This is a genomic window from Variovorax sp. V116 (assembly GCF_041154435.1).
GTDB classification, from domain to species: domain Bacteria; phylum Pseudomonadota; class Gammaproteobacteria; order Burkholderiales; family Burkholderiaceae_C; genus Variovorax; species Variovorax paradoxus.
Map to the genome: position 1 here is coordinate 1,246,384 of NZ_AP028661.1, position 25,331 is coordinate 1,271,714.

General features: G+C 67.0%; 19 protein-coding genes. 11 read left to right on the forward strand and 8 right to left on the reverse strand.

Annotated features, from left to right (window positions below; translation table 11 throughout):
* Positions 1 to 27 precede the first annotated feature (27 nt).
* Positions 28 to 1,503 (forward strand): xylulokinase, encoded by a 1,476-nt coding sequence (gene xylB, locus ACAM58_RS05750; protein ID WP_369664256.1) that lies wholly within the window; start codon positions 28 to 30, stop codon positions 1,501 to 1,503.
* Between the two features lie 74 nt (positions 1,504 to 1,577).
* Here xylB and groL read toward each other — a convergent pair whose 3' ends face one another.
* The 4 genes from groL to ACAM58_RS05770 form a co-directional block, all read right to left on the reverse strand.
* A complete protein-coding gene (groL, locus tag ACAM58_RS05755) occupies positions 1,578 to 3,230 on the reverse strand; it encodes a chaperonin GroEL (protein WP_012746267.1) in 1,653 nt (550 codons plus the stop codon).
* A gap of 30 nt (positions 3,231 to 3,260) precedes the next feature.
* Positions 3,261 to 3,551 carry a co-chaperone GroES gene (locus ACAM58_RS05760; protein WP_018907465.1) on the reverse strand — a complete coding sequence of 97 codons (291 nt, stop codon included), beginning with the start codon at positions 3,549 to 3,551 and terminating at the stop codon, positions 3,261 to 3,263.
* A 191-nt stretch (positions 3,552 to 3,742) separates the two neighbouring features.
* On the reverse strand, positions 3,743 to 5,848 hold the full coding sequence (locus ACAM58_RS05765) for a TonB-dependent siderophore receptor (protein WP_369664257.1): 2,106 nt from the start codon (positions 5,846 to 5,848) through the stop codon (positions 3,743 to 3,745).
* 66 nt (positions 5,849 to 5,914) lie between these two features.
* Positions 5,915 to 7,522 (reverse strand): phospholipase D family protein, encoded by a 1,608-nt coding sequence (locus ACAM58_RS05770; RefSeq protein WP_369664258.1) that lies wholly within the window; start codon positions 7,520 to 7,522, stop codon positions 5,915 to 5,917.
* Positions 7,523 to 7,704: 182 nt separating this feature from the next.
* On the opposite strand from ACAM58_RS05770, the gene ACAM58_RS05775 reads away from it, so the two are divergent.
* From ACAM58_RS05775 to ACAM58_RS05790, 4 genes are all read left to right on the forward strand, one after another.
* A complete protein-coding gene (locus ACAM58_RS05775) occupies positions 7,705 to 9,807 on the forward strand; it encodes a TonB-dependent siderophore receptor (RefSeq protein ID WP_369664259.1) in 2,103 nt (700 codons plus the stop codon).
* A gap of 30 nt (positions 9,808 to 9,837) precedes the next feature.
* Positions 9,838 to 11,028 carry a PepSY domain-containing protein gene (locus tag ACAM58_RS05780; protein WP_012746272.1) on the forward strand — a complete coding sequence of 397 codons (1,191 nt, stop codon included), beginning with the start codon at positions 9,838 to 9,840 and terminating at the stop codon, positions 11,026 to 11,028.
* Entirely contained in the window at positions 11,025 to 11,207 is a 183-nt protein-coding gene (locus ACAM58_RS05785) for a hypothetical protein (protein ID WP_018907470.1), read from the forward strand. Before ACAM58_RS05780 ends, ACAM58_RS05785 begins: the two co-directional genes overlap by 4 nt.
* 63 nt (positions 11,208 to 11,270) lie before the next feature.
* Positions 11,271 to 13,400, forward strand: coding sequence for a TonB-dependent receptor (locus ACAM58_RS05790; RefSeq protein WP_369664260.1), 2,130 nt, complete (start codon positions 11,271 to 11,273; stop codon positions 13,398 to 13,400).
* Positions 13,401 to 13,429: 29 nt separating this feature from the next.
* On the opposite strand, the gene metK is transcribed toward ACAM58_RS05790, so the two are convergent.
* Entirely contained in the window at positions 13,430 to 14,611 is a 1,182-nt protein-coding gene (gene metK / locus ACAM58_RS05795; protein ID WP_012746275.1) for a methionine adenosyltransferase, read from the reverse strand.
* Positions 14,612 to 14,827: 216 nt separating this feature from the next.
* Between metK and ACAM58_RS05800 the strand changes: the two genes are divergently transcribed.
* Positions 14,828 to 15,724 carry a lysophospholipid acyltransferase family protein gene (locus ACAM58_RS05800; protein ID WP_018907472.1) on the forward strand — a complete coding sequence of 299 codons (897 nt, stop codon included), beginning with the start codon at positions 14,828 to 14,830 and terminating at the stop codon, positions 15,722 to 15,724.
* Entirely contained in the window at positions 15,721 to 16,605 is an 885-nt protein-coding gene (locus ACAM58_RS05805; protein ID WP_278878817.1) for a lipid A biosynthesis acyltransferase, read from the forward strand. The genes ACAM58_RS05800 and ACAM58_RS05805 overlap by 4 nt, the downstream gene beginning before the upstream one ends.
* 6 nt (positions 16,606 to 16,611) lie before the next feature.
* Here the strand turns inward: ACAM58_RS05805 and ACAM58_RS05810 are convergent, their stop codons facing one another.
* The 3 genes from ACAM58_RS05810 to yihA form a co-directional block, all read right to left on the reverse strand.
* Positions 16,612 to 17,838 (reverse strand): IS110 family transposase, encoded by a 1,227-nt coding sequence (locus tag ACAM58_RS05810; protein ID WP_015866363.1) that lies wholly within the window; start codon positions 17,836 to 17,838, stop codon positions 16,612 to 16,614.
* Between the two features lie 279 nt (positions 17,839 to 18,117).
* Complete coding sequence (locus ACAM58_RS05815; protein ID WP_369664261.1) at positions 18,118 to 19,029, reverse strand: alpha/beta fold hydrolase; 912 nt, start codon at positions 19,027 to 19,029, stop codon at positions 18,118 to 18,120.
* A gap of 78 nt (positions 19,030 to 19,107) precedes the next feature.
* Positions 19,108 to 19,851, reverse strand: a complete 744-nt coding sequence (yihA, locus tag ACAM58_RS05820) for a ribosome biogenesis GTP-binding protein YihA/YsxC (protein ID WP_012746279.1) — start codon at positions 19,849 to 19,851, stop codon at positions 19,108 to 19,110.
* 70 nt (positions 19,852 to 19,921) lie between these two features.
* Here yihA and ACAM58_RS05825 point away from each other — a divergent pair, with 70 nt between their 5' ends.
* The 4 genes from ACAM58_RS05825 to msrP all read left to right on the forward strand — a co-directional run bounded on the left by ACAM58_RS05825 (position 19,922) and on the right by msrP (position 25,314).
* Positions 19,922 to 20,590 carry a cytochrome c gene (locus ACAM58_RS05825; RefSeq protein WP_012746280.1) on the forward strand — a complete coding sequence of 223 codons (669 nt, stop codon included), beginning with the start codon at positions 19,922 to 19,924 and terminating at the stop codon, positions 20,588 to 20,590.
* A gap of 116 nt (positions 20,591 to 20,706) precedes the next feature.
* The gene (locus ACAM58_RS05830) at positions 20,707 to 22,875 is read left to right on the forward strand and encodes a cytochrome c biogenesis protein ResB (RefSeq protein WP_369664262.1); all 2,169 of its coding nucleotides are present in this window, start codon (positions 20,707 to 20,709) and stop codon (positions 22,873 to 22,875) included.
* Positions 22,872 to 24,188 (forward strand): c-type cytochrome biogenesis protein CcsB, encoded by a 1,317-nt coding sequence (gene ccsB, locus ACAM58_RS05835; RefSeq protein WP_018907492.1) that lies wholly within the window; start codon positions 22,872 to 22,874, stop codon positions 24,186 to 24,188. Before ACAM58_RS05830 ends, ccsB begins: the two co-directional genes overlap by 4 nt.
* A 115-nt stretch (positions 24,189 to 24,303) precedes the next feature.
* On the forward strand, positions 24,304 to 25,314 hold the full coding sequence (msrP, locus tag ACAM58_RS05840) for a protein-methionine-sulfoxide reductase catalytic subunit MsrP (RefSeq protein WP_012746283.1): 1,011 nt from the start codon (positions 24,304 to 24,306) through the stop codon (positions 25,312 to 25,314).
* The last annotated feature ends 17 nt before the right edge of the window (positions 25,315 to 25,331 follow it).

A 25,331-nucleotide genomic window follows, 5' to 3' on the forward strand; every position in this document is an offset into this window, starting at 1 on the left:
TCAAGGCACCAATCAGGGGGCACCATCTTGTATCTGGGACTGGACCTCGGCACGTCCGAGCTCAAGGCGTTGCTGCTCGCCGGCGACCACCGCATCGTCGGCGTGGCGCGTGCGCCGCTCACGGTCGAGAGGCCAGAGCCGCTCTGGTCGGAGCAGGCGCCTAGCCAATGGTGGCAGGCGCTGGAGCAGGTGATGGCGGAGCTTCGCGGCGCGCATGCTGAAGCGCTCTCGGCCGTGCGCGCCATCGGCCTGTCGGGCCAGATGCACGGCGCCACGCTGCTCGACGCCGCGGGCGAGGTGCTGCGGCCCGCCATCCTCTGGAACGACGGACGCAGCGGCCCGCAGTGCGAGGCGCTTGCGCGCGCCGTGCCGCGCCTGGGCGAGATCGCGGGCAACCTTGCGATGCCCGGCTTCACCGCGCCCAAGCTGCTGTGGGTGCGCGAGCACGAGCCTGAAATCTTCAACCGCACGGCGCGCGTGCTGCTGCCGAAGGACTGGCTGCGCTTCATGCTGAGCGGCGAGGCCGTCAGCGAAATGTCCGATGCCGCCGGCACGCTGTGGCTCGACGTGGGCGCGCGCGACTGGTCCGACGAACTGCTCGCGGCCACCGGGCTCACGCGCGGGTACATGCCGCGGCTGGTGGAGGGCAGCGAAGTGTCGGCGCAGCTCAAGCCCGAGCTGGCCGCGCGCTGGGGCGTGGGGAACGGCGCCGCTGGCGTGCTCATCGCCGGTGGCGCGGGCGACAACGCCGCCAGCGCCGTGGGCATGGGGCTGGTGGAACCGGGGCAGGGCTTCGTGTCGCTTGGCACCTCGGGCGTGGTGTTCGTCTCGACCGACCGCTTTCTGCCGAACCCCGCGCAGGCGATGCATGCCTTCTGCCATGCGCTGCCCGGCCGCTGGCACCAGATGTCGGTGATGCTCTCGGCTGCGAGCGCCGTGAGCTGGGCCGCCAAGGCCTTCAGGTTCGTCGACGAGGCCGCGCTGCTCGAAGCGGCCGCGTCGGTCGCGCCCACGCAGCGCGCGCGCTGCCCGCTGTTCCTGCCGTACCTTTCGGGCGAGCGTTCCCCGCACAACAATCCCAACGCGCAGGGCGTGCTGTTCGGGCTCACGCATGCGCACGGCCCGGCGGAGATCGCCTATGCCGTGGTCGAGGGCGTGAGCTTCGGCCTGCGCGACGGCTTCGACACCCTGCGCCTGCCGGCCGGCATGCCGCTGCGCGAAGTGGCGCTGGTGGGTGGCGGCGCGCGCAGTGTCTGGTGGGGCCAGCTGCTGGCCGATATCTTCGAGCTGCCGCTCACGCTGTACGCGGGCAGCGAGACGGGTGGGGCGCTGGGCGCGGCCCGCCTTGCCTGGCTGGCTGACGGCGGCACCGTGGCCGAGGTGTGCACGCTGCCGCCGGTGAAGCAACAGCTGGTGCCTTCGCTTGAAGGTGCCGATGGGCACAAGGCGCGTCATGTGCGCTTCCGGGCGCTCTATATGGCGCTGCGCGACCAGTTCCGTTAATTCGTACGCGCAATGAAAAAGGGCCGCTTTCGCGGCCCTTTCGTTTTGGTGAGCAATGGAGCTCAGCCGGGAAATTACATTCCCATGCCGCCCATACCACCCATGCCGCCCATGTCGGGCATGCCGCCGCCGGCACCGGCTTCTTCCTTCGGTGCGTCGGCGACCATGGCTTCGGTCGTCAGCAGCAGCGAAGCCACCGATGCTGCGTTCTGCAGCGCGGTGCGGGTCACCTTGGTCGGGTCCAGGATGCCCAGCTCGAGCATGTCGCCGTACGTGTCGTTGGCGGCATTGAAGCCGTAGTTGCCCTTGCCGGCCAGCACGGCGTTCACCACCACCGAGGCTTCGCCGCCGGCGTTGTTCACGATTTCGCGCAGGGGCGCTTCGATGGCCTTGAGCACCAGCTTGATGCCGGCGTCCTGGTCGGCGTTGTCGCCCTTGACCTTGTCGCCCACGGCTTGCTTGGCACGCAGCAGAGCCACGCCGCCGCCGGCCACAACGCCTTCTTCCACTGCAGCGCGGGTGGCGTGCAGGGCGTCTTCGACGCGTGCCTTCTTTTCCTTCATTTCGACTTCGGTGGCAGCGCCGACCTTGATCACTGCAACGCCGCCGGCCAGCTTGGCCACGCGCTCTTGCAGCTTTTCACGGTCGTAGTCGCTCGTGGCTTCCTCGATCTGCACGCGCACTTGCTTCACGCGGGCTTCGATGTCGGCCGCAGCGCCCGAACCGTCGATGATGATGGTGTTTTCCTTGCCCACTTCGATGCGCTTGGCCTGGCCCAGGTCGGCCAGCGTCACCTTTTCGAGCGTCAGGCCCACTTCTTCAGCGATGACCTTGCCGCCCGTCAGGATGGCGATGTCTTCCAGCATGGCCTTGCGGCGGTCGCCGAAGCCAGGTGCCTTCACGGCCACGACCTTCAGGATGCCGCGGATCGTGTTCACCACCAGCGTAGCCAGGGCTTCGCCTTCGACTTCTTCGGCAATGATCAGGAGCGGACGGCCAGCCTTGGCGACTTGTTCCAGCGTGGGGAGCAGGTCGCGGATGTTGCTGATCTTCTTGTCGAACAGCAGCACGAAGGGGTTGTCGAGCAGCGCCGATTGCTTCTCGGGGTTGTTGATGAAGTAGGGCGACAGGTAGCCGCGGTCGAACTGCATGCCTTCGACGACGTCGAGTTCGCTGTCCAGCGACTTGCCGTCTTCGACGGTGATCACGCCTTCCTTGCCGACCTTGTCCATCGCGTCAGCGATGAGCTTGCCGATGGTTTCGTCGCTGTTGGCCGAGATCGAGCCGACTTGAGCGATTTCCTTCGACGTGGTGGTGGGCTTGGAAGCCTTCTTCAGCTCTTCGACCAGGGCCGTCACGGCCTTGTCGATGCCGCGCTTCAGGTCCATCGGGTTGATGCCGGCGGCCACGTACTTGAAGCCTTCGCGAACGATGGCCTGGGCCAGCACCGTGGCGGTGGTGGTGCCGTCACCGGCGTTGTCGCTGGTCTTGGAGGCCACTTCCTTCACGAGCTGGGCGCCCATGTTCTGGAGCTTGTCCTTGAGTTCGATTTCCTTGGCGACCGACACACCGTCCTTGGTGACGGTGGGGGCGCCGAACGAGCGCTCGAGCACCACGTTGCGGCCCTTGGGGCCCAGAGTCACCTTGACGGCGTTGGCGAGGATGTTGACACCCTCGACCATGCGTGCGCGGGCTTCACCGCCGAAGACTACGTCTTTTGCTGCCATGTTTTATTACTCCGAATAGGGATGAATTGATTACTTCTCGACCACGGCAAAGAGGTCGTCTTCCTTCATGACCAGCAGTTCGTCGCCATCGACCTTGACGGTCTGGCCGCTGTACTTGCCGAACAGGACGCGGTCGCCGACCTTGACGGTCAGTGCGGTCAGGTCGCCCTTGTCGGTGCGCTTGCCGGGGCCGACGGCCAGGACTTCACCCTGATCGGGCTTTTCGGCGGCTGCGTCGGGGATGACGATGCCAGAGGCGGTCTTGGTTTCGCTGTCAACACGCTTGACGATCACGCGATCGGCCAAAGGACGAAGTTTCATTGCATCTCCTGGATAAGAAACGGGGTTGTGGTCGGGCGCCGGCGGAAAAGGCCGGCGGCCCATCGACTGGAAGCGAGGCTTTGTTAGCACTCGTCAGCAGCGAGTGCTAATCATAAGGGCAATCGGCGGACTTTCAAGGCCGGGGCGGCCCGCCGGGCTGTAACTGCGCTCGGTTTTTGGTCGCGAGGGCTTCAGAGGTCCAGCTTCAGGCTGGCCACGACGCTGCGCCTGGCGCCCGGAATCACGTACAGGTTGCCCCACGAGGCGGTGTAGAAGTTCCGGTTGAAGAGGTTGTGCACGTCGATCGACACGCGGGCGGTCTTGTTGATCTGCCAGAAGCTCACCAGCTTGACGGTGGTGTAGGCCGGCAGCGAGTAGGTGTCGGCGCCGTTGCCCGAACGGTTGCCCACGTAGTTGATGCCGGCACCCACGCCATAGCGGCTGCCGTCGGCCAGCGCATCCTCGCGGATGGCGAACAGGCCGGCGCTCGTCCTCGGGATGTTCACGATGCGCGTGCCGGGCGCCAGCGTTGCGTCCTTCGAGATGCGGGCGTCGACATAGGCGAAATTTCCGCTCACCCGCCAGTTCCTGTCGATCTGGCCGTAGACGTCTGCCTCGAAGCCGCTGCTCTTGACCTCGCCGGCCGCCACGGAGAAGCCGGGCGTGTCGCTGGCCGTCAGCACGTTCGTCTTCTTGATGTCGAACACGGCCAGGTTGGCGCCCAGGCGCTGGTCCGCCGTCTGCAGCTTCAGGCCGGCCTCCAGCGCGGTGGAACGCTGCGGATCGAAGGCCTGGCCGTTCTTGTCGGTGCCGCTGTTGCCGCGAAACGACTTGCCGGCCGAGACGTACCAGGAGCTCCAGTCGTTCGGCAGGTAGGTGAGGCCGGCGCGCGGCGAAACAGCATCGTGCTTCTGGGCGCTGTTGCGGTTCACGCGGTCCTCGATGCGCTGCCTGAAGTGGTCGTAGCGGGCGCCCACCAGCAGCTTCCACTGCGGCGAAAGGCTGATCTGGTCCTGCAGGAAAACGGCGCTCGCACGCTGGTGCTCGTCCGAGCTGGAGGTGAGCGAGGTGAGCGGCGGCCGGGGCTTGCCATAGACGGGCGGGTAGATGTCGATCGGGTAGTTGCCCGAGCGGAGGATTTCGGTGTTCATCCACAGCCTGGACGCTTCCACGCCGACCAGCAGCGTGTGGGCCAGCGCGCCGGTCGTGAACTTGCCTTCCAGCTCCGCCTGGAAGGACGTGTCGCGCGACGGCAGCTGGCGCCAGGTGGCGCGGCGGTTGAGCGTCCGGTTGTCGCTGGCGAGCGAAGTCGCTTCGGTGTAGTTGCCCGAGAAGGTGCTTTCCTTGTAGCTCGCACCGAGGCGGGCGCGCCAGTTTTCCGACAGCTGGCGGTCCAGCGTGAGCTGGTGCGTATTGCTGGTGAGCGTCATGTTGCCGTCGTCGGGCTCATTGAGCACACGGTCGCGCGGCAGGGTTCCGAGCAGGCCGCGAACATTGATCAGCCCGCGGTCCAGCGGCGTTTTCGAACGCAGGAATTCGGACTCGTAGTTGAGCACTGTCTTGTTGTCGATGACCCAGGTCAGCGCGGGTGCCACCAGGGTGCGCCTGTTGCTCAGCAGGTCGCTTCGGCTGTCGCCTTCCTCCACCGCCAGGTTCAGCCGGTAGGCCACGTTCCGGCTCAGCGCGCCGGTGCTGTCCAGCGTGCTGCGGCGCAGGCCCTGGCTGCCGATGCTGAAGTCGGCCGTGTTGCGGCGCGTGAACTCCGGCTTCTTCGTGACGATGTTGATGGTGCCGCCCGGCTCGCTGCTGCCGTAGATGGCCGACGCCGGCCCCTTGAGGAATTCGAAGCGCTCGACCGTGGCGGTGTCGCGCGGCGGGTTGTAGCCGCGCGATCCGGGGAAACCGTTGACCAGGAATCCCATGTCGGTGCTGCTGAACCCGCGGATGCCGAAGTTGTCCCAGGTGCCGCCGAAGTCGTTGAGGCGCGTGATCCCGCTCACAAGATCCACCGTGTCGGCCAGGCGCGTTGCGCCCATGTCCTCGATCAGCTGGCTGGAGACGATGCGCACCGACTGCGGCACCTCCCGCAGCGGCGTGCTGGTGCGCGTGGCACCGCTGCTGGTCGTGGGGTTGTAGCCGCCGGATTCGGGCTCGGCGACCACATGCACTTCGGGCAGCGATGGGCTCGCCGGGTCCGGCTGTCCGGTGCCGGGGCCTTGTGCCATGGAGAGCGGGGAAATGGAAGCGAGGGGGAGCAAGGCAAAGGCGATGCGTGACGACCGGATGCGGAATCTCATTGCAATTTGTTGACGTTTTATTTACAGTTAATGAGAATAACTCTCATTACCTATTGTAGACGTCCGCTACAACTGGTCGGTCGGCACGAACCAGGAGAACAGCAGCAGCTGCAGCCGCGTGAGCAGGCTCGAATCGGGCTCGCTGTCGAGCACCTCGTTGTCCACGTCGCCGGTGCCTATCCATTGCACGTTCTCGCCGTCGGGCATCAGCACGACGCGGTAGACGCCCTCGATGTCGTCCAGCTGGTAGGCATACAGAAGTGCCTGGGTCAGTTCGAAACTCCGCACGCGAACGCCGAATTCGGTGTTCAGCCGCGCCGAGCGCGGGTCGAGGTTCATCGAGCCGAGCAGCACCCACTCGCGGTCGACCAGCGCGAGCTTGGCATGCAGGCGGCCGCGCGCCTTCTTGAGCAGGCTGCGCAGCTGGCGGTTGCGCTTGAGCTGCTGGGTGCTGACCTCGTACAGGTTCACGCCCAGCTTCAGCATGTCGACGCGGTAGCGGTTGTAGTTGATGTTGACCAGCGGCTCGTCGCTGTCGGCCAGCGAATTGGTTATGACGCTGATGCGCACGCCGCGCGCCCGGCCCTCGCGGATGCGGGCCATGCCTTCGTCGCCGGGAATGAAGTAGGGCGAGATCACCACCACGTCCGAGCGCGCCGTGGAGGTCATCTCATGGAAGCGCGCAGCGAGCGATTCGGCGGGCGACGCGAGGATGCCCAGCGCCTTGTTGGGGCTGTCGGCCGCGGCATGGGCGTCGGCGCGCATCCACTTCATGCGGCCGATGTCGGCCAGCTGGACGCCGAGCGGCGGGTCGCCCATCACGTCGGTGCCCTGAAGCGCGGCCGGCGCAGGGGCGTGGACCGCCGAGGTGGCGGCTTCGAATTCCGACTTCATGGCCTCCGGCGTGCCGCTGGCGCCGGCAACCCGCTGGAGCGGGTAGACCACCTCGCTGTTCCAGTAGGTGTCGAAGATGCGGGCGGCTTCCGGAACCACGGGGCCCGCCATGAGGAGCTCGAAGTCGATGAAGTTGGCATCCTCGCTGCGCAGGAAGTATTCGTCGGCCAGGTTGCGCCCGCCCGCGATGGCCATGGCGCCATCGGCCACGAAGAGCTTGTTGTGCATGCGGTGGTTGAGCCGGCGGAAATCGCCGAAGAACTCGAGCCAGCGCGTGGCCGAGTGGTCGCGGGCGTTGACGAAGGGGTTGAACAGCCGGACCTCGGCATTGGGCTCCGCGGCCAGGCCGAGCAGCAGGCGGTCCATGCCGGTCGTGTAGAAGTCGTCGAGCAGCAGGCGCACCCGCACGCCGCGGCGCGCAGCATTTCGAAGTTCGCGCAGCAGCAGGCGGCCGGTCTTGTCGTTGCCGAGCTGGTAGGTCTGCACGTCCAGCGAGGCCTGCGCGCGCCGCATCAGCTCGAAGCGTGCATCGAGCGCAAAGGAAGCCTCCACCAGCGGCCGGATGCTCGACAGCCCATCGTGCGCGGCGGTGTCCAGGCTGGCCGCGGCGCGGCCGAGCGCGGTGGAAGGGGAGGCGGCGATCGAGAGCGTTGGCGGCTCCGGCGTGCGCGGAGGCAGGCCGGCGCAGCCTGCGAGCACCCCGGCGATGCCAGCGGCCACCAGCCAAAGCGCCAGGCCGCGCAGCGCGTGAAACGAAGAGGCGAGAAACTTGTGGAGCATGGGGCCCGCGAACGCACACGACGTGCGGCCGGATCGTAGCCGCTTTGCCTTGCGCCACGGCCGCGCTGCGGATGCATGCAATGGCCGAACGTCCCCTTGCCGATGCGGGGAAATCGGAACAAATGAGACTATTACAAATAGAATACGAATCGTTCTTAATAATGTTTCGGAGTGGAGCGGGAATGGCAAGGTTATTGGCGGGGCGCAGGGTCGCATCGGTTCTGGCAGGCTGCATGGCGGTCTACGTGCATCACCAGGTCCTGGCCCAGACCGCGGCGCCCGGCGCCTTGCCGGAGGTGAAGGTCGATGCGAGCGCCGAGGCCGAAACCGCAACCTCGCCGGTGATCGGCTACCGCGCCCGGAACGCCGCCACCGCCACCAAGACCGACACGCCGCTGGCCGAAACGCCCCAATCGATCACCGTGGTCACGCGCGACCAGATGGTGGACCAGGGCGCGGGCAATGTTCAGGATGCGCTCAACTATGCGGCCGGTGTGCGCTCCGATGCCTATGGCCAGGATTCGCGGACCGACTCGGTGCGCATCCGCGGCGCCACGCCCGACGTCTACCTGGACGGCCTGCGCCAGTCCTATGGCTACTACACCAGCACCACGCGCACCGAGCCCTACACGCTGGAGCGGCTCGAAGTGCTGCGCGGCCCGGCGGGCATGCTGTTCGGCGCGGGCACCGCGGCGGGCGTAGTCAACATGGTCAGCAAGCGTCCGCTGCAGGAAACCCAGCGCGAAGTGGGCGTGCAGTTCGGCAGCTTCGGCCGCAAGCAGGTCCAGGCCGACCTCACGGGGCCGCTGAATGCCGACGGCAGCCTGTCGTACCGGCTGATTGCGTTGCAGCGCAAGTCGGACTCGCAGGTCGACCATGTGCCCGACGACCGCAGCGTCATTGCGCCTTCGCTGACCTGGCGGCCCAGCGCGGCGACCTCGCTCACCTTGCAGGGGCTGTGGCAAAAGGACAAGAGCGGCAGCAGCTCGCAGTTCCTTCCGTGGGAGGGCACCTTGCTGCCGAACCCGAACGGACGCATTCCCGCCAGCCGCTTCATCGGCGAGCCGGGCTTCGACTACTACGACAGCGAACGCAAGACCTTCGGCTGGCAGTTCGAGCACAAGTTCAACGAGAACTGGCGCGTGCGGCAGAACTTCCGCTACGCGAAAAACGAGAACGACAACCGCTACCACTACGGCGCCGCCTTCAGCGGGGCCGAAAGCTGGGACGCCACCGATCCGATCTTCAAGCGCGTGCTCGGCCGCTACTACGACAGCTATCTCACGCGCAACCGCACGCAGACGCTCGACAACCATGTCGAGGGCCATTTCGAGACCGGCGCGGTGAAGCACACGCTGCTGGTCGGCGCGGATTTCTCCAGGCAGCGCGAGAACGTCTGGGGCGCGACGACCTTCGACACCATCGACGTCTACGCGCCGGTGTACGGCCACGTCGACCTGCCCGAGCGCGTGGCGCTGCCGCGCACCCGCCAGCGCCAGACCGGCGTCTACCTGCAGGACCAGGTCAAGCTCGACAACTGGATCTTCGTGGCGGGCCTGCGGCACGACAGGGCGGTGTCCAGCGCGGCAGGCAGCGAAGAAGAAAAGAGCAGCGCAACCACCAAGCGCTTCGGCCTGATGTACGCCATGCCCTCGGGCTGGTCGCCGTATCTGAGCTACACCGAATCGTTCACGCCGCAGTCGCCGCGCTACGGACAGATCTTCACGCCCTTGCGCGGTGAGCAATGGGAAGCCGGCGTGAAGTACGAGCCGAAGGACCGCGCGCTGGCGTTCAGCGCGGCGGTCTACGATCTGCGGGAGAAGAACCAGATCACCTCGCCGTCGCCGAATGTGTACACGCAAGCCGGCAAGACCAAGACCCGGGGCGTCGAGCTCGAGGCCAAGGGCTCCATCGGCCCCGACCTCGACCTGGTCGCGCACTACAACTACACCGATGCCGACGAGCAGATCGAGGGCCTGCCCAAGCACCAGGCGAGCGTCTGGGCCAAGTACCGCTTCTCGATCGGCGGCGTCAGCGGCTTCTCGGCCGGCGCCGGCGTGCGCGTGATGAGCTCGTTCCGCGACCTGCAATTCGGCGTGGGACCGCGCGTGCCGGGCGTTGCGCTGGCCGACCTCGTGTTTGCCTACGACACCGCGCAGTGGCGCTATGCGCTCAACATCAACAACGTGACGGACAAGGCGTACTTCAGCACCTGCCTGTCGCGCGGCGACTGCTGGTACGGCTCGCGCCGCAACGTCGTGGCCAGCGCGACCTACCGCTTCTAACCGCTCACTTTCGACGAGGGCAGCAACGACATGAACAGCCGAAAGATCAAGACCTGGGCCTGGGTGCACAAGTGGAGCAGCCTCGTGTGCACCGTGTTCATGCTGCTCCTGTGCATCACGGGCTTGCCGCTGATCTTCCATCACGAGATCGGCCACCTGCTGGGCACCGAGGTCGAGTCGCCCAGGATGCCCGCGAACACGCCGCGCGTGAGCCTGGACCGCGTGCTCGAAACCGCGCGTGCGAAGCACCCCGACCGCGTGGTGCAGTTCGTTTCGCAGCCCGAGGACGACGACGGCCTCTGGTTCGTCACGCTCACGCCAACGCCCGCACCCACGGACGACTTCAAGTCGGTGGCGGTGGACGCGCGCACCGGCGCCGTGCTTGCGCAGCCCAAGCTCGACGAAGGCTTCATGTACGTGATGTTCAAGCTGCACGTCGACCTGTTCGCCGGCCTCGCGGGCAAGCTGTTCCTGGGTTTCATGGGCCTGCTGCTGCTGGTGGCCATCGTCTCCGGCGTGGTGCTCTATGCACCGTTCATGCGCAAGCTCGACTTCGGCACCGTGCGGCGCGAGAAGCGCCCGCGCCTGAAGTGGCTCGACCTGCACAACCTGCTGGGCATCGTCACGCTGGTGTGGCTGTTCGTGGTGGGCTCCACCGGCATGATCAACACCTGGGCCGACCTGGTCATCAAGTACTGGCAGTACGACCAGCTCAGCGCGCTTCTCGCGCCCTACAAGGACGAGCCGACGGTGCCCGTGGCCCAGCGCGCATCGGTGCAGCGCTCGATGGAGGTCGCGCTCCAGCAGACGCCCGGCATGAAGCTGTCCTTCGTCGCGTTTCCCGGCACGGCGTTCTCCAGCCCGCACCACACCACCTTCTTCATGCGCGGCAGCGAGCCCTTCACCTCGAAGCTGCTGCAGCCGGTGCTGGTCGACGCCAAGACGGCGCAAGTGACCGCCGCGCCGAAGATGCCCTGGTACCTGACGGCGCTGCTGGTGTCGCAGCCGCTGCACTTCGGCGACTACGGCGGCATGCCGATGCAGATCATCTGGGCGCTGCTCGACATCGCGACCATCATCGTGCTGGGCAGCGGGCTGTACCTGTGGCTCAAGCGCGGCAACAGCGTGCCTGCTGCGGCCTCGCCGGCGGGACAGCGGCCGCCGCATGGCGGACCACATCAGCAGCCTGAACCGGCGCCCGCCATGAAGGTGCAGGCATGAAGCAGCGCCACAGCTTCTGGCACATGTGGGGTTGGCCGATCGTGCTGGGCGTGCTCACCACCTTCGGGCTGATCTCGGCGCTGTTCAGCGACGGCGGCCTGGGTGACATGCTGGCCTGGTTCGCGCTGGGCATTCCCGTTGCCGTGTGCGGCTGGTACGGCTGGCGCAGAAAAGGCTGAATCCGGCCCGATCGGGTTCCTGCTAGTACGGGCAGGGGCGCGCGCCGAAGCAGAATCGGCGCAATGAAGCCTGCACTTTCCGCTGCCGCCACTGCCGCCGTCCGCCTGCTCCTGCTGGGAGCTCCGCTCGCCGCAGCGGCGCAGCAGGCCGACCGCGGCAGCCTGCCCGAAGTCACCGTCTCCACGCCGCGCGGCGAGGTCGCTCCGTTCAACGTGCCGGGCTCGGTCGATCGCGTCGACGGCGCCGAGATGCGCGACAGCCGGCTGCAGGTCAATCTTTCCGAAAGCCTGGGCAGCGTTCCGGGCCTGCAGGTGCAGAACCGCCTGAACTACGCGCAGGACCTGCAGCTGTCGATCCGTGGCTTCGGCGCGCGTTCCACCTTCGGCGTGCGCGGCGTGCGGCTGTATGTCGACGGCATTCCCGCGACGCTGCCCGACGGCCAGGGCCAGACCTCCAACATCGACATCGGCTCGCTCGACCGCATCGAGATATTGCGCGGGCCCTTCTCGGCGCTCTACGGCAATTCGTCGGGCGGCGTGCTGCAGGCCTTCACCGCGTCGGGCGAGGGCGCGCCGCGGCTTTCGTACTCGGCGGCCGGAGGCAGCTTCGGCACCTGGCGCCAGTCGCTCCAGGCCAGCGGATCGCAGGGCGCGGTCGACTACCTGCTGAACGCCAGCCGCTTCCAAACCGACGGTTGGCGCGAACACAGCGCGGCACGGCGCGACATTGCGAACGGCAAGCTCGGCATCGCGCTGGACAACGGCGACAAGCTCACGCTGGTGCTCAACAGCGTGCGCATAAGCGCGCAGGATCCGCTGGGCCTCACGGCCGACCAGTACGCGCTCGCGCCGCGCAGCGCACCGCTCGCCACGCAGTACGACACCCGCAAGACCGTGGAGCAGACCCAGGCCGGCCTGCTCTATGAGCGGCGCATCGATGCCGCGCAGTCGCTGCGGCTCATGGTCTACGGCGGCGAGCGCAAGACCGTGCAGTACCAGTCGATCCCGCCGTCGGCGCAGCAGAACCCGCTGCATGCGGGCGGCGTGATCGACCTCAAGCGCCAGTACGGCGGAGCCGACCTGCGCTGGACCGCCGCGCTGCAACTGGCCGACCGGCCGCTCGAACTGGTGGCGGGGCTGGGCTACGACAGCCTGCGCGAACAGCGCCGCGGCTACGAGAACTACCTCGGCCGCGTGGCCGCACCCGTGCTGGGCGTGCAGGGGCGCCTGCGGCGCAGCGAGCGCAACGAGGTCTGGAACCTCGACCCCTACGCGCAGGCCACCTGGCGCCTTGCGGAGCAATGGACGCTCGAAGCCGGCGTGCGCCGCAGCAGCGTGCACTTCGATTCGCAGGACCGCTACATCGTGGGCGCCAACCGCGACGACAGCGGCAGCGCGCGCTACAGCAAGACGCTGCCCGTGGCCTCGCTGCGCTACCAGGCCACGCCCGATCTCGCGCTGTACGGCTCGATCGGCCGGGGCTTCGAGACGCCGACGCTCAACGAGCTGTCGTACCGCGCAGGCGGTGCCAGCGGGCTCAACTTCGCGCTGCGGCCCTCGGTCAACGACAGCGTCGAACTGGGTGCGAAGGCGAGGCTGGGCGGAGGGCTGCTGACGGCGGCGCTGTTCCAGACCCGCACCCGCGACGAGATCGTGACCGACACCAACACCGGCGGCCGCGCCACGTTCCAGAATGCGGGCCGCACGCGGCGCAACGGCTTCGAGCTGGCCTGGCAGCACGAGACGGCCAGCCACTGGCGCACCCAGCTGGCCTACACCTGGCTCGATGCGCGCTACCGCGATGCCTTCTGCTCGCCGTCGCCCTGCGCGGCATCCAACACGGTGGCGGCGGGCAACCGCATTCCGGGCATTGCGCGGCAGTCGCTCTTCGCATCGCTGGGCTGGGTGCCGCCCGAAGGCTGGCGCGCCGGCGTCGAGATGCGCGCGCTCGGGCGCATGCAGGCCAACGACGCCAACACCGCGAGCGCGCCGGGTTATGCCGTCGCCGCGCTGTACGCCGGCTACCTGAAGAAATGGGAACGCTGGGAGTTCAACGCCTTTGCGCGCGTCGACAACCTGTTCGACCGCCGCTACGTGGGCTCGCTGATCGTCAACGAGGGCAATGCGCGCTACTACGAGCCCGCGCCGGCCCGCAACTGGACGGTGGGCCTGAGCGGCGCCTACCGCTTCTGAGGCTCAGGCGCCGCCGTCCACAAGGGTTTTTACAGGCCGGCCGCAGCGCGCAGCGCAGCCGCCTGCGTGGTCGCTTCCCAGGTGAACTCGGGTTCCTCGCGGCCGAAGTGGCCGTAGGCGGCGGTCTTCTGGTAGATCGGGCGCAGCAGGTCGAGCATCTGGATGATGCCCTTGGGACGCAGGTCGAAGAACTCGCGCACGAGCTCGGCGATCTTGGCGTCGGGGATCACGCCGGTGCCTTCGGTGTAGACCGTGATGTTCATCGGCTGGGCCACGCCGATCGCGTAGGCCACCTGGATCTGGCACTGGCGCGCGAGGCCGGCGGCCACGATGTTCTTGGCCACGTAGCGCGCGGCGTAGGCGGCCGAGCGGTCGACCTTGGACGGGTCCTTGCCCGAGAACGCGCCGCCGCCGTGCGGGCAGGCGCCGCCGTAGGTGTCGACGATGATCTTGCGGCCCGTGAGGCCGCAGTCGCCCTGCGGGCCGCCGATGACGAAGCGCCCGGTCGGGTTGATCAGGTAGCGCGTGTCCTTGAGCCATTCCTTCGGCAGCACGGGCTTGATGATCTCCTCGATGATGGCTTCGTTGAACGAGGCCTTCATCTTGGTGGGCGTTTCGCTCTGGTCGGGGTGGTGCTGCGTGGAGAGCACCACGGTGTCGATGCTGTGGGGCTTGCCGTCGACATAGCGCATGGTCACCTGGCTCTTGGCGTCGGGCCGCAGGAAGGGCAGGCGGCCGTCCTTGCGCAGCTGGGCTTGGCGCTCCACGAGGCGGTGCGCGTAGTAGATGGGCGCGGGCATGAGCTCGGGCGTCTCGTCGCAGGCGTAGCCGAACATCAGGCCCTGGTCGCCGGCGCCGGTGTTCAGGTGGTCGTCGCTCGCGTGGTCCACGCCCTGGGCGATGTCGTTGGACTGCTTGTCGTAGCAGACCATCACGGCGCAGCCCTTGTAGTCGATACCGTAGTCGGTGTTGTCGTAGCCGATGCGCTTGATGGTGTCGCGCGCCACCTGGATGTAGTCGACGTGCGCGTTGGTCGTGATTTCGCCCGCGAGCACCACGAGGCCGGTGTTGGTCAGCGTCTCGGCGGCCACGCGGCTGCGCGGGTCCTGCTCGAAGATCGCGTCCAGGATGGCGTCCGAGATCTGGTCGGCGACCTTGTCGGGGTGGCCTTCGGAAACCGATTCGGAGGTGAAGAGGAAGTCGTTCGCCATTTTGTTCAAAGCTCCTTGAAGTGATTTGGCGCGTTGCCAACTCTGCGGAGCCCTGGCGAACGCTTTAGCAGATGCCGATGAATCGGCGGGGCACAATCGCTTTTGCGCTTGTGTTTGTCGCCCTGCAAGTTGTTCCGTAACTCGGCGACAATTTGCATTCTATTCGAGCCGCGCCAAATCGTGCGCGCGCGTCCTGGTTTTCACTCCCTGTTGCTCATGGTCACCCTGTTCCGCCTGCTTGCCCGCGTACCGATGCCCGTGATGCATCGGCTCGGCGCGCTCTTGGGCTGGATCGTCTGGTATTGCGCGCCGGACTACCGCCGCCGCTTCAAGGCCAACGCCGAGAGTGCCGGATTCACCCCCGGGCAGTACCGCCCCGCCATCGCGGCCGCCGGCCAGATGGCTGCCGAGCTGCCCTGGCTCTGGTTGCGCCCGCAGGGCGAGAGCGTGCTGCGGCGCGTGGTGCGCTGGGAAGGCGTGGAGGCCTTCGAGGCCGCCATGCGGGAGAAGAAGGGCGTGATCCTCGTGGCGCCGCACCTGGGCAGCTGGGAGATGTGCGGCCAGGCGATCGGCGAGCGCTTTCTCGAGACCTTCGGGCCGATCACCGCGCTGTTCCGCCCCGCGCGCAAGAAATGGATGGCCGAGCTCATCGCCGCCGGCTCGCGCGACCGGCCCGGCCTGCAGACGCTGCCCACCAACAACACCGGCGTGCGCGGCCTCATCCGCACGCTGCGCAGCGGCGGCTACACCGGCATCCTGCCCGACCAGGTGCCGCCGCTCGGGCAGGGCGTGTGGGCGCCCTTTCTCGGCCGGCCGGCCTACACCATGACGCTGCTGCCGCGGCTCGCGCAGCAGACCGGCGCCGCCTGTTTCATGAGCGTGTGCGAAAGGCTGCCGCGCGGCGCGGGCTACGTGATCCGCTTCGAGCCGATCGTGGGCACGCCGCTCACCGATCCGGCTGCGCCCATCGAGGCCGCGGCGGCCGCCATGAACGACGCCATCGGGCGCCTGATCCACAGCCTGCCGGGGCAGTACGTGTGGGACTACGCGCGCTACAAGGAACCGCGCGGCGAAACCGCGGTGGCGGCCCAGCCCGGGGAGCAGGCACGATGAGTCTCGGTTCCCGGCTCGGCATCGCTTTCATGCGCGCGATCGCGCCGCTGCCGCTGCCGCTGGTGCGCGGTTTCGGCGCGCTGCTCGGCCGCGTGCTGCACACCATCGCCTTGCCGCGGCGGCGCGTGGTCGACACCAACCTGGCGGTGTGCTTTCCCGGCAAATCCGAAGCCGAACGCCGCCGCATCGCGCGCGAGACCTTCGTGTACGTGGCGCAGTCCTGGCTCGACCGCAGCTGGCTCTGGCATGCACCCGAAAAGGTGGTGGCCAGCCGGCTCAAGGTGGTGGGCGCGGCGGCGGAGATCCGCGAGATTGCCGATGGCGACGAGCCGATGATCCTGTTCGCGCCGCATTTCTACGGCCTCGATGCCGCGGCCACGGCGCTGACCATGCACACGGCAAGGCCCTCGGCCACCATCTACACGACCCAGCGCGATCCGATGGTCGACGCGTGGATCCGCGAAGGCCGCACGCGCTTCGGCAACGTGGCGGCGCTCAACCGCGTCGACGGCATCAAGCCGGTGCTCGCGGGCCTGCGCAAGGGCGGCCTCCTGTACCTGCTGCCCGACATGGACTTCGGCCGCGACCAGACCATCTTCGTGCCGTTCTACGGCGTGCAGGCGGCCACGGTGCCCTCGCTCTCGCGCTTTGCGCGGCTGGGCAAGGCGAAGGTGGTGCCGGTGGTCGCGAAGCTCACGCCGGGCGGCTACGAGATCGAAGTGCGGCCGGCCTGGCAGAACTTCCCGACCGACGACGTCGAGGCCGACACGGCGCTCATGAACCAGCGGCTGCAGGGCTACATCGACACGATGCCTTCGCAGTACTACTGGGTGCACCGCCGCTTCAAGACGCGGCCCGAAGGCGCGCCGCCGGTCTACTAAGAAGCGCTACCCCGTATGAGCCAGTACAGGGACCTCGCAGCCGAGATCTTGAAGTCGTTTCATGAGGCGACGGATGGTTTTGGTGCGATCCTGGCGGTCGAAGTGCTCGCAGCCGAGGTCGTTGTACTCGGTGCCGTCACGAAGCATGTGGTACGCGGCGGTGAGCATCGAGGCGGCCACCGCGAGGATGGCCTTCTTGGCTCCGCGACGTGCCTTGATACGCAGGAACTGCGCTCGCAGGTAGCTGGACTTGACGCGCACCGCGGCCCAGGCGGCGGTCACCAGGGTGGTCTTGATCCAGGTGCCACTCTTGCGAACGCGGGTGGATCGGCGCTTGCCGGCGCTCTCGTCGCTGCGCGGGCACAGGCCTGCCCAGGAGATCAGATGCCCGGCAGTGGGGAAGCGCGACATGTCCACGCCGATCTCCGCCACCACGACACTGGCCGTCAGGTCACTGACCCCGGGCATCGTCGTGAGCAGGCGGGCGCGCTGCCGGATCGGCGCCAGCGCTTTTCCCACGGCCGCATCCAGTTCGGCCAACGTGTGGTGCAAGGCGTCGATCACCTGCAGGTGCAGCCGCAGCATGGTCCGGTGGTGCTCGGTGATGCGCCCGCGCAGTGCCTCGCGCAATTCGGCGCTCTTGTTGCGCGCCGTGCCCTGAGCCAGCGCAGCCAGTTGCGCCGGATCGCTCTGGCCGGCCACGATGGCATCGAGCATCGCGCGGCCGCTCTTGCCCAGCACGTCCGACAACACACTGCCCAGCTTGAGGTTAGCGTCCTCCAGCACCTTCTGGATGCGCAGCGAGTGCTGGGAGAGCTCCCGAACGAGTTGCTTGCGGGTGCGCGTGAGGTCGCGCAGCTGCTGGATCGCCTGCGGCGGCACGAAGCTGGAGCGGATCAGGCCGTGCGCCAAGAGATCGGCAATCCACATCGCGTCGTTGACGTCGCTCTTGCGGCCGGGCACGTTGCGGATGTGCGCGGCGTTGGCCAGCACCAACTCGAACTCAGCCTCCAGCACGTGCCACACCGGCTTCCAGTACACGCCGGTGGCCTCCATCGCCACATGGGTGCAGTCGTGCTCGGCCAGCCAATCGCCCAGCGCGAGCAATTCGGTGGTGGTGGTGCCGAAGCTGCGCACCTCCTGATGCATGGGCGGGGAGACGCATCGCACGCAGGCCACGATGGTGTCCTTGTGCACGTCCAGGCCCGCACAGCGCGGATAAAGCACTTGCATGAGAACCTCCTGACGGTTGAGGGGCACCGCAGGCAGTCCTCGTCGTCGAACTCTACTAAGCGTGCTTCGGGGCGTCGCCGCCCTCTGCCACATTCCGGGGTGCTCGCAGGACTGCGGGTCCAACTACTGAACGGGTTCGCAACACCAAGCAAACGCCGACCTCGTCAGCAGTGCCGAGCTCCATCCTATGACCATGCGTCATCGATCGCCAGCCACGACCCACGCTTCATGCCCCGGGGTCGGGCCTGCCCGATGACAAACTACTGAGGCGAAACGGCCTCAGCCCTTGCCAAGAAAGGCCTCGATCTCGCGCGCGACCAGCTGCGGCTGCTCATGCACGATCCAGTGGGTGGCGTTGGGCACCTTCTTCACCTCGAGCTTCGGCACGTAGTCCTCCAGGCCGTCGAGCAGGCCCGGCAGCAGCGCGGCGTCGTCGAGCGCCCAGAAGACGAAGGTCGGCACGTCGATGGTGAGCCGCTCGCGCGGCAGCACCGGAATGCCGTCGATGCTCTGGCCCGGCAGCGGCGGCTTCATCGGCGTGACGCGATACAGGTTGCAGGCGCCCGTCAGGCCGGCGTTCCACACGTCGCGGTAGCGCTGCTTCACGTCCTCGGTCAGCCAGCCGAAGCCGTCGGGTCCGGCCTTCATCAAGGTGAAGAAGGGCCACATGCGCTTGAAGTCGTCGGCCGAGAGCAGGGCCTCGGCATCGGGCCTGGCGAGAGAGTTCATGTAGGCGCTGGCCTGCTGCTGCGCCGGGTTGTGGCGCAGCTCGCGCGTGAAGGTGCCGGGGTGCGGCGAATTGATGATGACCAGCTTGCCGACCTGCTGCGGAAATGCATTGGCATAGCCCCAGCCGAAAGCGCCGCCCCAGTCGTGCGCGACCAAGGCGGCCATGGTGCCGTCCGCGCTCTCGGTGGCCGCCAATTGCTGGATGTCCTGGATCAGCAGGTGGGCCTTGTATGCGGCCACCTCGGTGGGTGCGCTCGACTTCTCGAAGCCGCGCAGGTTGGGCGCGATGCAGCGGTAGCCGCCGTGTTCAGGCTGGGCGAAGTGCTCGAGCAGTTCGTCCCAGATGAACGCGGCCTCGGGAAAACCATGAAGGAACACCATCAAGGGGCGCCCGGGCGTGCCGGCGGCGCGGCAGCTCAGCGTGGTTCCGTTGGGCAGGCTGCGCTGGAACGTCTCGATCATGCTTTGTCTCCTTCAACTTCCGTTGCTATTGTTTTCATAGTGGATCACGCAGATGAAACGGCCCGCGCCGGTTTTCGCCTAGGTGTCTTGCGGCGCGGCCGGCGGGGCCGCCTCCGGCTTTTCTTCTCCGGGCGGATGCGCCCAGCGCCACAGCAGCTCGGCGGCTTCGCCCACGCCCTGTTTCTTGAGGGCGGAGAACAGTTTGACCTCGCCGCCGCCGGCCTGCAGTCGCGTAATGGACAGCACCTTGGCGCCCTCGCTGCGCGTGAGCTTGTCGGCCTTGGTCAGCAGCACGAGGAACTTGAGCCCCTGTTCCACGCGCGGACGGATCACGTCGAGCAGGATCTCGTCGAGCTCGGTCATGCCGTGGCGCGGGTCGCACATCAGCACCACGCCGCGCAGGTTCTCGCGCGTCATCAGGTAGTTGCCCATGACGCGCTGCCAGCGCAGCTTGGCTTCCTTGGGAACCGCCGCATAGCCGTAGCCGGGCAGGTCGGCCAGCACGGCGTCGTCGGCCTTCTGCTTGCCGACGCCGAACAGGTTGATGTGCTGCGTGCGGCCCGGCGTCTTGGAAGCGAAGGCCAGGCGCGTCTGCTGCGTGAGCGTGTTGATTGCGGTCGATTTGCCCGCGTTCGAGCGGCCGACGAAGGCGATTTCAGGCAGGTCGAGCGGGGGCAGATGCTCCAGCTGCGGGGCGCTGGTGAGGAAGTGCGCCGTGTGCAGCCAGCCGAGCGCGATGCGCTCGCGCTCGGCGGCAACGGGGTCCACGGCAGGGGTCGCGCGGGAAGGGGGAGCGGCGTGCTTGCGCGACGGGGTGATCATCAATGAGCTTTCGGAACGGGCTGCCATTGTAGAATCGCGGGGTTTTGCGCCAATAAATCGAGCCCCCGATATGAAGTTGTTTGCCAATTTTCTGCTTGCAGCCCTCATGGGCGTCGCAGCCAGCGCTAGCCTTGCGGCCGACGAGCACGCCGCCGCGCCAGCTGACGGACCCGTCGCGGCCAAGCCGGCCAAGCCCGATCCTGCCAAGGGCGACGCGGTGTTCAATTCCGCCGCCCAGGCCTGTGCTTCCTGCCACAACGCGGACGGCAACTCGGCCATTGCGGCCAACCCCAAGCTGGCGCAGCAGCACCCCGAATACATCCTCAAGCAGCTGCAGGACTTCAAGTCCGGCAAGCGCAAGAGCCCGATCATGCAGCCCATGGCGGCCAAGCTGTCCGACGAGGACATGCGCAACATCGCCTGGTTCGTGGGCTCCAAGAAGATCAAGACCGGCTTCTCCAAGGAGAAGGACCTGGTCGCGCTGGGCGAGAAGATCTACCGCGGCGGCATTGCCGATCGCCAGATCCCGGCCTGCGCCGGCTGCCACAGCCCCAACGGCGCCGGCATGCCCGCGCAGTACCCGCGCCTGGGCGGCCAACATGCCGACTACACGGTGGCACAGCTTGTTGCTTTCCGGGACAACGTGCGCCAGAACAGCGCTCCCATGACCGGCGTGGCCGCAAAGCTCAACGACCGCGAAATCAAGGCTGTTGCAGATTACATCGCCGGCCTGCGCTGACACCACGCGCTTCAGCGTGAACTAACCGCCGATAAAAAACCCAAACAGAGGGCGGGCCGATCCAGCTGGATGGCCCGCCCTTTGCTTTTTCCCTGTTCCTTTTCTCCCATCGACCGATGTCTGTCTCCACCCACGGCCTTCGCGTTCATCGCGGCCCGCAAGTGCTACGCGCTGCGGTGGAACTGTTTTCGTCGATGCGCTTCGCGATTGCGCTGCTCACCGTCATCTGCATCGCATCGATCATCGGCACGGTGCTCAAGCAGCACGAGTCGATCAACAACTACATCAACCAGTTCGGGCCGTTCTGGGCCGAGCTGTTCCGCGCGGCCAGGCTCGATTCGGTCTACAGCGCCTGGTGGTTCCTGCTGATCCTGCTGTTCCTGGTGATCAGCACGACGCTGTGCATCGCGCGCAATACGCCGCGCATCTTCATCGACCTCAAGACCTTCAAGGAAGGCATCCGCGCGCAGAGCCTCAAGGCCTTCGGCCAGCGCGCCGAGAGCCGGCTCGACGAGGCGCCCGCCACGGCCGCCAACCGCATCGGCCAGCTGCTGGTGAGCGGCGGATGGAAGGTCAAGCTCCAGCAGCGCGAAGCCGCGGGCGGCCATGCCGAAGCCGGCTGGATGGTGGCCGCGCGCGCGGGCGGCGCCCACAAGCTGGGCTACATCGCCGCTCACAGCGCGATCGTGCTGGTGTGCATCGGCGGCCTGCTCGACGGCGACCTGGTGGTGCGGGCCCAGACCTGGTTCAACGGCAAGAGCGTGTTCACCGGCGGCGGCATGATTGCCGACGTGCCGGCGCAGCACCGGCTGTCGCCGCGCAACCCGACCTTCCGCGGCAACATCCTGGTGCCCGAGGGCGCGCAGGGCAGCGTGGCCATCCTGCAGCAGTCCGACGGCGTGCTGCTGCAGGAGCTGCCGTTCTCGATCGAGCTCAAGAAATTCATCGTCGACTACTACTCGACCGGCATGCCCAAGCTGTTCGCAAGCGAGGTGGTGCTGCACGACCGCGAGACCGGCGAGCAGGTGCCCGCGCGCATCGAGGTCAACCATCCGGCCAGCTACAAGGGCGTGGAAATCTACCAGTCGAGCTTCGACGACGGCGGCTCCAAGGTGAAGCTCAAGGCGGTGCCGATGGCGGCTGCGGCCAAGCCCTTCGATGTCGAGGGCGTGATCGGCGGGCCCAGCACTGAAATTACCAACGGCCGCGAGAAGCTCACGCTCGAATACGCCGCGCTGCGCGTCATCAACGTCGAGAACTTTGCCGACGGCGGCGCCATGGGCAGCGGCGCCGACGTGCGCAAGGTCGACCTGCGGCACGACATCGAATCGCGCCTGGGCGCCGCCAACAAGACCAGCAAGCCGAAGGTGCTGCGCAACATCGGCCCGAGCATCGGCTACAAGCTGCGCGATGCCGCGGGACAGGCGCGCGAGTACCAGAACTACATGGTGCCGGTCGATACCGGCGACGGCCAGCCGGTGTTCCTGCTCGGCATGCGCGAAAAACCCGAGGAGCCGTTCCGCTACCTGCGCGTGCCGGCCGACGAGCAAGGCTCCATGGACAGCTTCGTGCGCATGCGCACCGCGCTGGCCGATGCCGACACCCGCAACCGCGCGGTGGAGCGCTACATCGCCAAGGCCGTCGATCCCAAGCGGCCCGAGATGGCCGAGCAGCTGCGCGTTTCGGCGGCGCGTGCGCTCGCCCTGTTTGCCGGCAGCGAGCGCGCCAAGGCCGATGCCGCCACGCTGGGCGGCTGGCAGGCGATTGCCGAATTCATGGAAGCCAACGTGCCCGAAGCCGAGCGCGAACGTGCCGGCGCGGTGCTGGTGCGCATCCTCAACGACGTGCTGTTCGAGGTGCTCAATCTGAGCCGCGAGAGCGCGGGGCTCGCAGCACTGCCAAGCGACGAGAAGTCGCAGGCCTTTCTCACCCAGGCGGTGCTGGCGATCAGCGACGCGTACTTCTATCCGGCGCCGGTCGCCATGATGATGACCGACTTCACCCAGGTACAGGCCAGCGTGTTCCAGGTGGCGCGCGCGCCCGGCAAGAACGTGGTCTATCTGGGCTGCCTGTTGCTGATCATCGGGATTTTTGCCATGCTGTACGTGCGCGAGCGCCGTCTCTGGGTGTGGCTCACCCCCGATGGCGCGGGCTCCGGAGACAACACCACGGCCGCCACGATGGCCTTCTCGGTCAACCGCAAGACCATCGACAGCGATCGCGAGTTCGAGCACCTCAAGCACAAGCTGCTTGCCTTGAAGAAAGAAGGACCGGCGTCACCATGAACACCACCACCCTCACGCTGCACGAAAGCTGGTTTTCGCGGCGCAACTTTTTCGACTGGGTGTTTGCGGCGCTGGTGCTGGCAGGCGGCCTGTTCGCCTTTGCGCGCTATGCGGGCTCGATGGACTCCTACGAGAAGCCCATCCTCGGCGCCGCGATGATCTCGGTCATTGCGATCGGCTGGTTCTGGCGCCCGCTGCGGGTGCTGGCCATCGTGGTGGCCGCGGCCTCGCTGCTGGCCATCAGTTCCTACCAGGGCGACCTGGCGCGCGCGGACACGGTGTTCTGGCTCAAGTACTTCCTGTCGAGCCAGTCGGCCATCCTCTGGATGAGCGTGCTGTTCTTCATGAGCACGCTGTTCTACTGGCTCGGTTTCTTCGGCGGCAAGCAGGGCGATACCTTCGACCTGATCGGCTCGCGGCTGGCCTGGGCCGCCATTGCCATGGCGCTCATCGGCACCATGGTGCGCTGGTACGAGAGCCATCTGCTCGGGCCGGACATCGGCCACATTCCCGTCAGCAACCTGTACGAAGTGTTCGTGCTCTTTTGCTGGCTCACGACGGCCTTCTATCTCTACTTCGAATCGCGCTACGGCACGCGCACGCTCGGCGCCTTCGTGATGCTGGTGGTGAGCGCGGCGGTGGGCTTTTTGCTCTGGTACACGCTGGTGCGCAATGCGCACGAGATACAGCCGCTGGTGCCCGCGCTGCAGAGCTGGTGGATGAAGCTGCACGTGCCGGCCAACTTCATCGGCTATGGCACCTTCTCGCTCGCGGCCATGGTGGCCTTCGCCTACCTTATCAAGGAGCAGGCCGAGGAAACGCGCTGGTACAAGCTCACGCCGATCTGGCTGCTGGGCGTGGCGCTGTGCTTCGTGCCGGTGGCCTTCCGCCAGCGCGTGCAGGAGGCCGGCGGCAGCTACTGGGTGATCTATGCGGGCATCTCCGCGCTGATTGCCGCGGGCATTCTGCTCGGCCGCCGGCGCATTGCCGCTCGGCTGCCGGCCAACGAGGTGCTCGACGACGTGATGTACAAGTCGATCACGGTCGGCTTTGCCTTCTTCACCATTGCCACCGTGCTCGGCGCGCTGTGGGCGGCCGACGCCTGGGGCGGCTACTGGAGCTGGGACCCGAAGGAAACCTGGGCCCTGATCGTCTGGCTCAACTACGCGGCCTGGCTGCACATGCGGCTGGTCAAGGGCCTGCGCGGCACCGTGGCTGCGTGGTGGGCGCTGGGCGGCCTCGCGGTGACCACCTTCGCCTTTCTTGGCGTGAACATGTTCCTGAGCGGACTGCACAGCTACGGCACGCTGTAGGCAGGGTTGCGGCTTTTCGCGAAGAATTGAAGCCACGCGCAGCGATTGCGCGTAACCGGACCAGGGAATTGCACGAACTACCCTGAGCACAACGATTCACGCGAAAGGCCGTCACATGTCGTTCCATTTCCGTCCGCAGGGTCGCAGCAGCGGCTTCATCCACCCGCTTTCGAGCGAGATCACGCCGCGCGCCGTCTACGAGGGCCGGCGAGACCTGCTCAAGCTGATGGCCGGCGGCGCAGCCGGTGCCGCGCTCGCGAGCTTTGCGGGGCGCGAGGCCTTCGCCCAGGCCACGGGACCGCACAAGCTGGCGCTGCTGCCGGGTGCCAAGTCCGCCGTGCCGGGTGCGCAGACGATGGAAAAGCTCACCGAGTACAAGGACGCGACGAGCTACAACAACTTCTACGAGTTCGGCACCGACAAGGGCGACCCGGTCAAGAACGCCGGCACCCTGAAGACCCGCCCCTGGACCGTGGAGGTCGAGGGCCTGGTCAAGAAGCCCGGCAAGTACGGCATCGAAGACCTGCTCAAGCTCAGTGCGCAGGAAGAGCGCATCTACCGCCTGCGCTGCGTCGAGGGCTGGTCGATGGTCATTCCCTGGGTGGGCTACTCGCTGGCCGAGCTTATCAAGAAGGTCGAGCCGCAGGGCAATGCGAAGTACGTCGAATTCGTGACCCTGGCCGATCCCAAGACCATGCCCTTCGTGGGCTCGCGCGTGCTCGACTGGCCCTACACCGAAGGCCTGCGCATGGACGAGGCCATGCACCCGCTCACGCTGCTGGCTTTCGGCATGTACGGCGAGGTGCTGCCCAACCAGAACGGCGCGCCGGTGCGCATCGTGGTGCCGTGGAAGTACGGGTTCAAGTCGGCCAAGTCGATCGTCAAGATCCGCTTCGTCGAGAAGGAGCCGGGCACGGCCTGGAACAAGGCGGCGGCGCAGGAATACGGCTTCTATTCGAACGTCAATCCGAACGTCGACCATCCGCGCTGGAGCCAGGCCACCGAGCGCCGCATCGGCGACGGCGGCGGACTCTTCGCCAAGCGCACCAAGACGCTGGTCTTCAACGGCTACGAAGCCCAGGTCGGCCAGCTCTATGCGGGCATGGACCTGAAGAAGAACTACTGAGCCGGCACCGCCACGCG

Excerpts from the sequence above, each read along its gene's own strand:
- groL (WP_012746267.1), bottom strand. The coding sequence starts at position 3,230 with ATGGCAGCAAAAGACGTAGTCTTCGGCGGTGAAGCCCGCGCACGCATG.
- ACAM58_RS05760 (WP_018907465.1), bottom strand. The coding sequence starts at position 3,551 with ATGAAACTTCGTCCTTTGGCCGATCGCGTGATCGTCAAGCGTGTTGAC.
- ACAM58_RS05765 (WP_369664257.1), bottom strand. The coding sequence starts at position 5,848 with ATGAGATTCCGCATCCGGTCGTCACGCATCGCCTTTGCCTTGCTCCCC.
- ACAM58_RS05770 (WP_369664258.1), bottom strand. The coding sequence starts at position 7,522 with ATGCTCCACAAGTTTCTCGCCTCTTCGTTTCACGCGCTGCGCGGCCTG.
- ACAM58_RS05775 (WP_369664259.1), top strand. The coding sequence starts at position 7,705 with ATGGCAAGGTTATTGGCGGGGCGCAGGGTCGCATCGGTTCTGGCAGGC.
- ACAM58_RS05780 (WP_012746272.1), top strand. The coding sequence starts at position 9,838 with ATGAACAGCCGAAAGATCAAGACCTGGGCCTGGGTGCACAAGTGGAGC.
- ACAM58_RS05785 (WP_018907470.1), top strand. The coding sequence starts at position 11,025 with ATGAAGCAGCGCCACAGCTTCTGGCACATGTGGGGTTGGCCGATCGTG.
- ACAM58_RS05790 (WP_369664260.1), top strand. The coding sequence starts at position 11,271 with ATGAAGCCTGCACTTTCCGCTGCCGCCACTGCCGCCGTCCGCCTGCTC.
- metK (WP_012746275.1), bottom strand. The coding sequence starts at position 14,611 with ATGGCGAACGACTTCCTCTTCACCTCCGAATCGGTTTCCGAAGGCCAC.
- ACAM58_RS05800 (WP_018907472.1), top strand. The coding sequence starts at position 14,828 with ATGGTCACCCTGTTCCGCCTGCTTGCCCGCGTACCGATGCCCGTGATG.
- ACAM58_RS05805 (WP_278878817.1), top strand. The coding sequence starts at position 15,721 with ATGAGTCTCGGTTCCCGGCTCGGCATCGCTTTCATGCGCGCGATCGCG.
- ACAM58_RS05810 (WP_015866363.1), bottom strand. The coding sequence starts at position 17,838 with ATGCAAGTGCTTTATCCGCGCTGTGCGGGCCTGGACGTGCACAAGGAC.
- ACAM58_RS05815 (WP_369664261.1), bottom strand. The coding sequence starts at position 19,029 with ATGATCGAGACGTTCCAGCGCAGCCTGCCCAACGGAACCACGCTGAGC.
- yihA (WP_012746279.1), bottom strand. The coding sequence starts at position 19,851 with ATGATCACCCCGTCGCGCAAGCACGCCGCTCCCCCTTCCCGCGCGACC.
- ACAM58_RS05825 (WP_012746280.1), top strand. The coding sequence starts at position 19,922 with ATGAAGTTGTTTGCCAATTTTCTGCTTGCAGCCCTCATGGGCGTCGCA.
- ACAM58_RS05830 (WP_369664262.1), top strand. The coding sequence starts at position 20,707 with ATGTCTGTCTCCACCCACGGCCTTCGCGTTCATCGCGGCCCGCAAGTG.
- ccsB (WP_018907492.1), top strand. The coding sequence starts at position 22,872 with ATGAACACCACCACCCTCACGCTGCACGAAAGCTGGTTTTCGCGGCGC.
- msrP (WP_012746283.1), top strand. The coding sequence starts at position 24,304 with ATGTCGTTCCATTTCCGTCCGCAGGGTCGCAGCAGCGGCTTCATCCAC.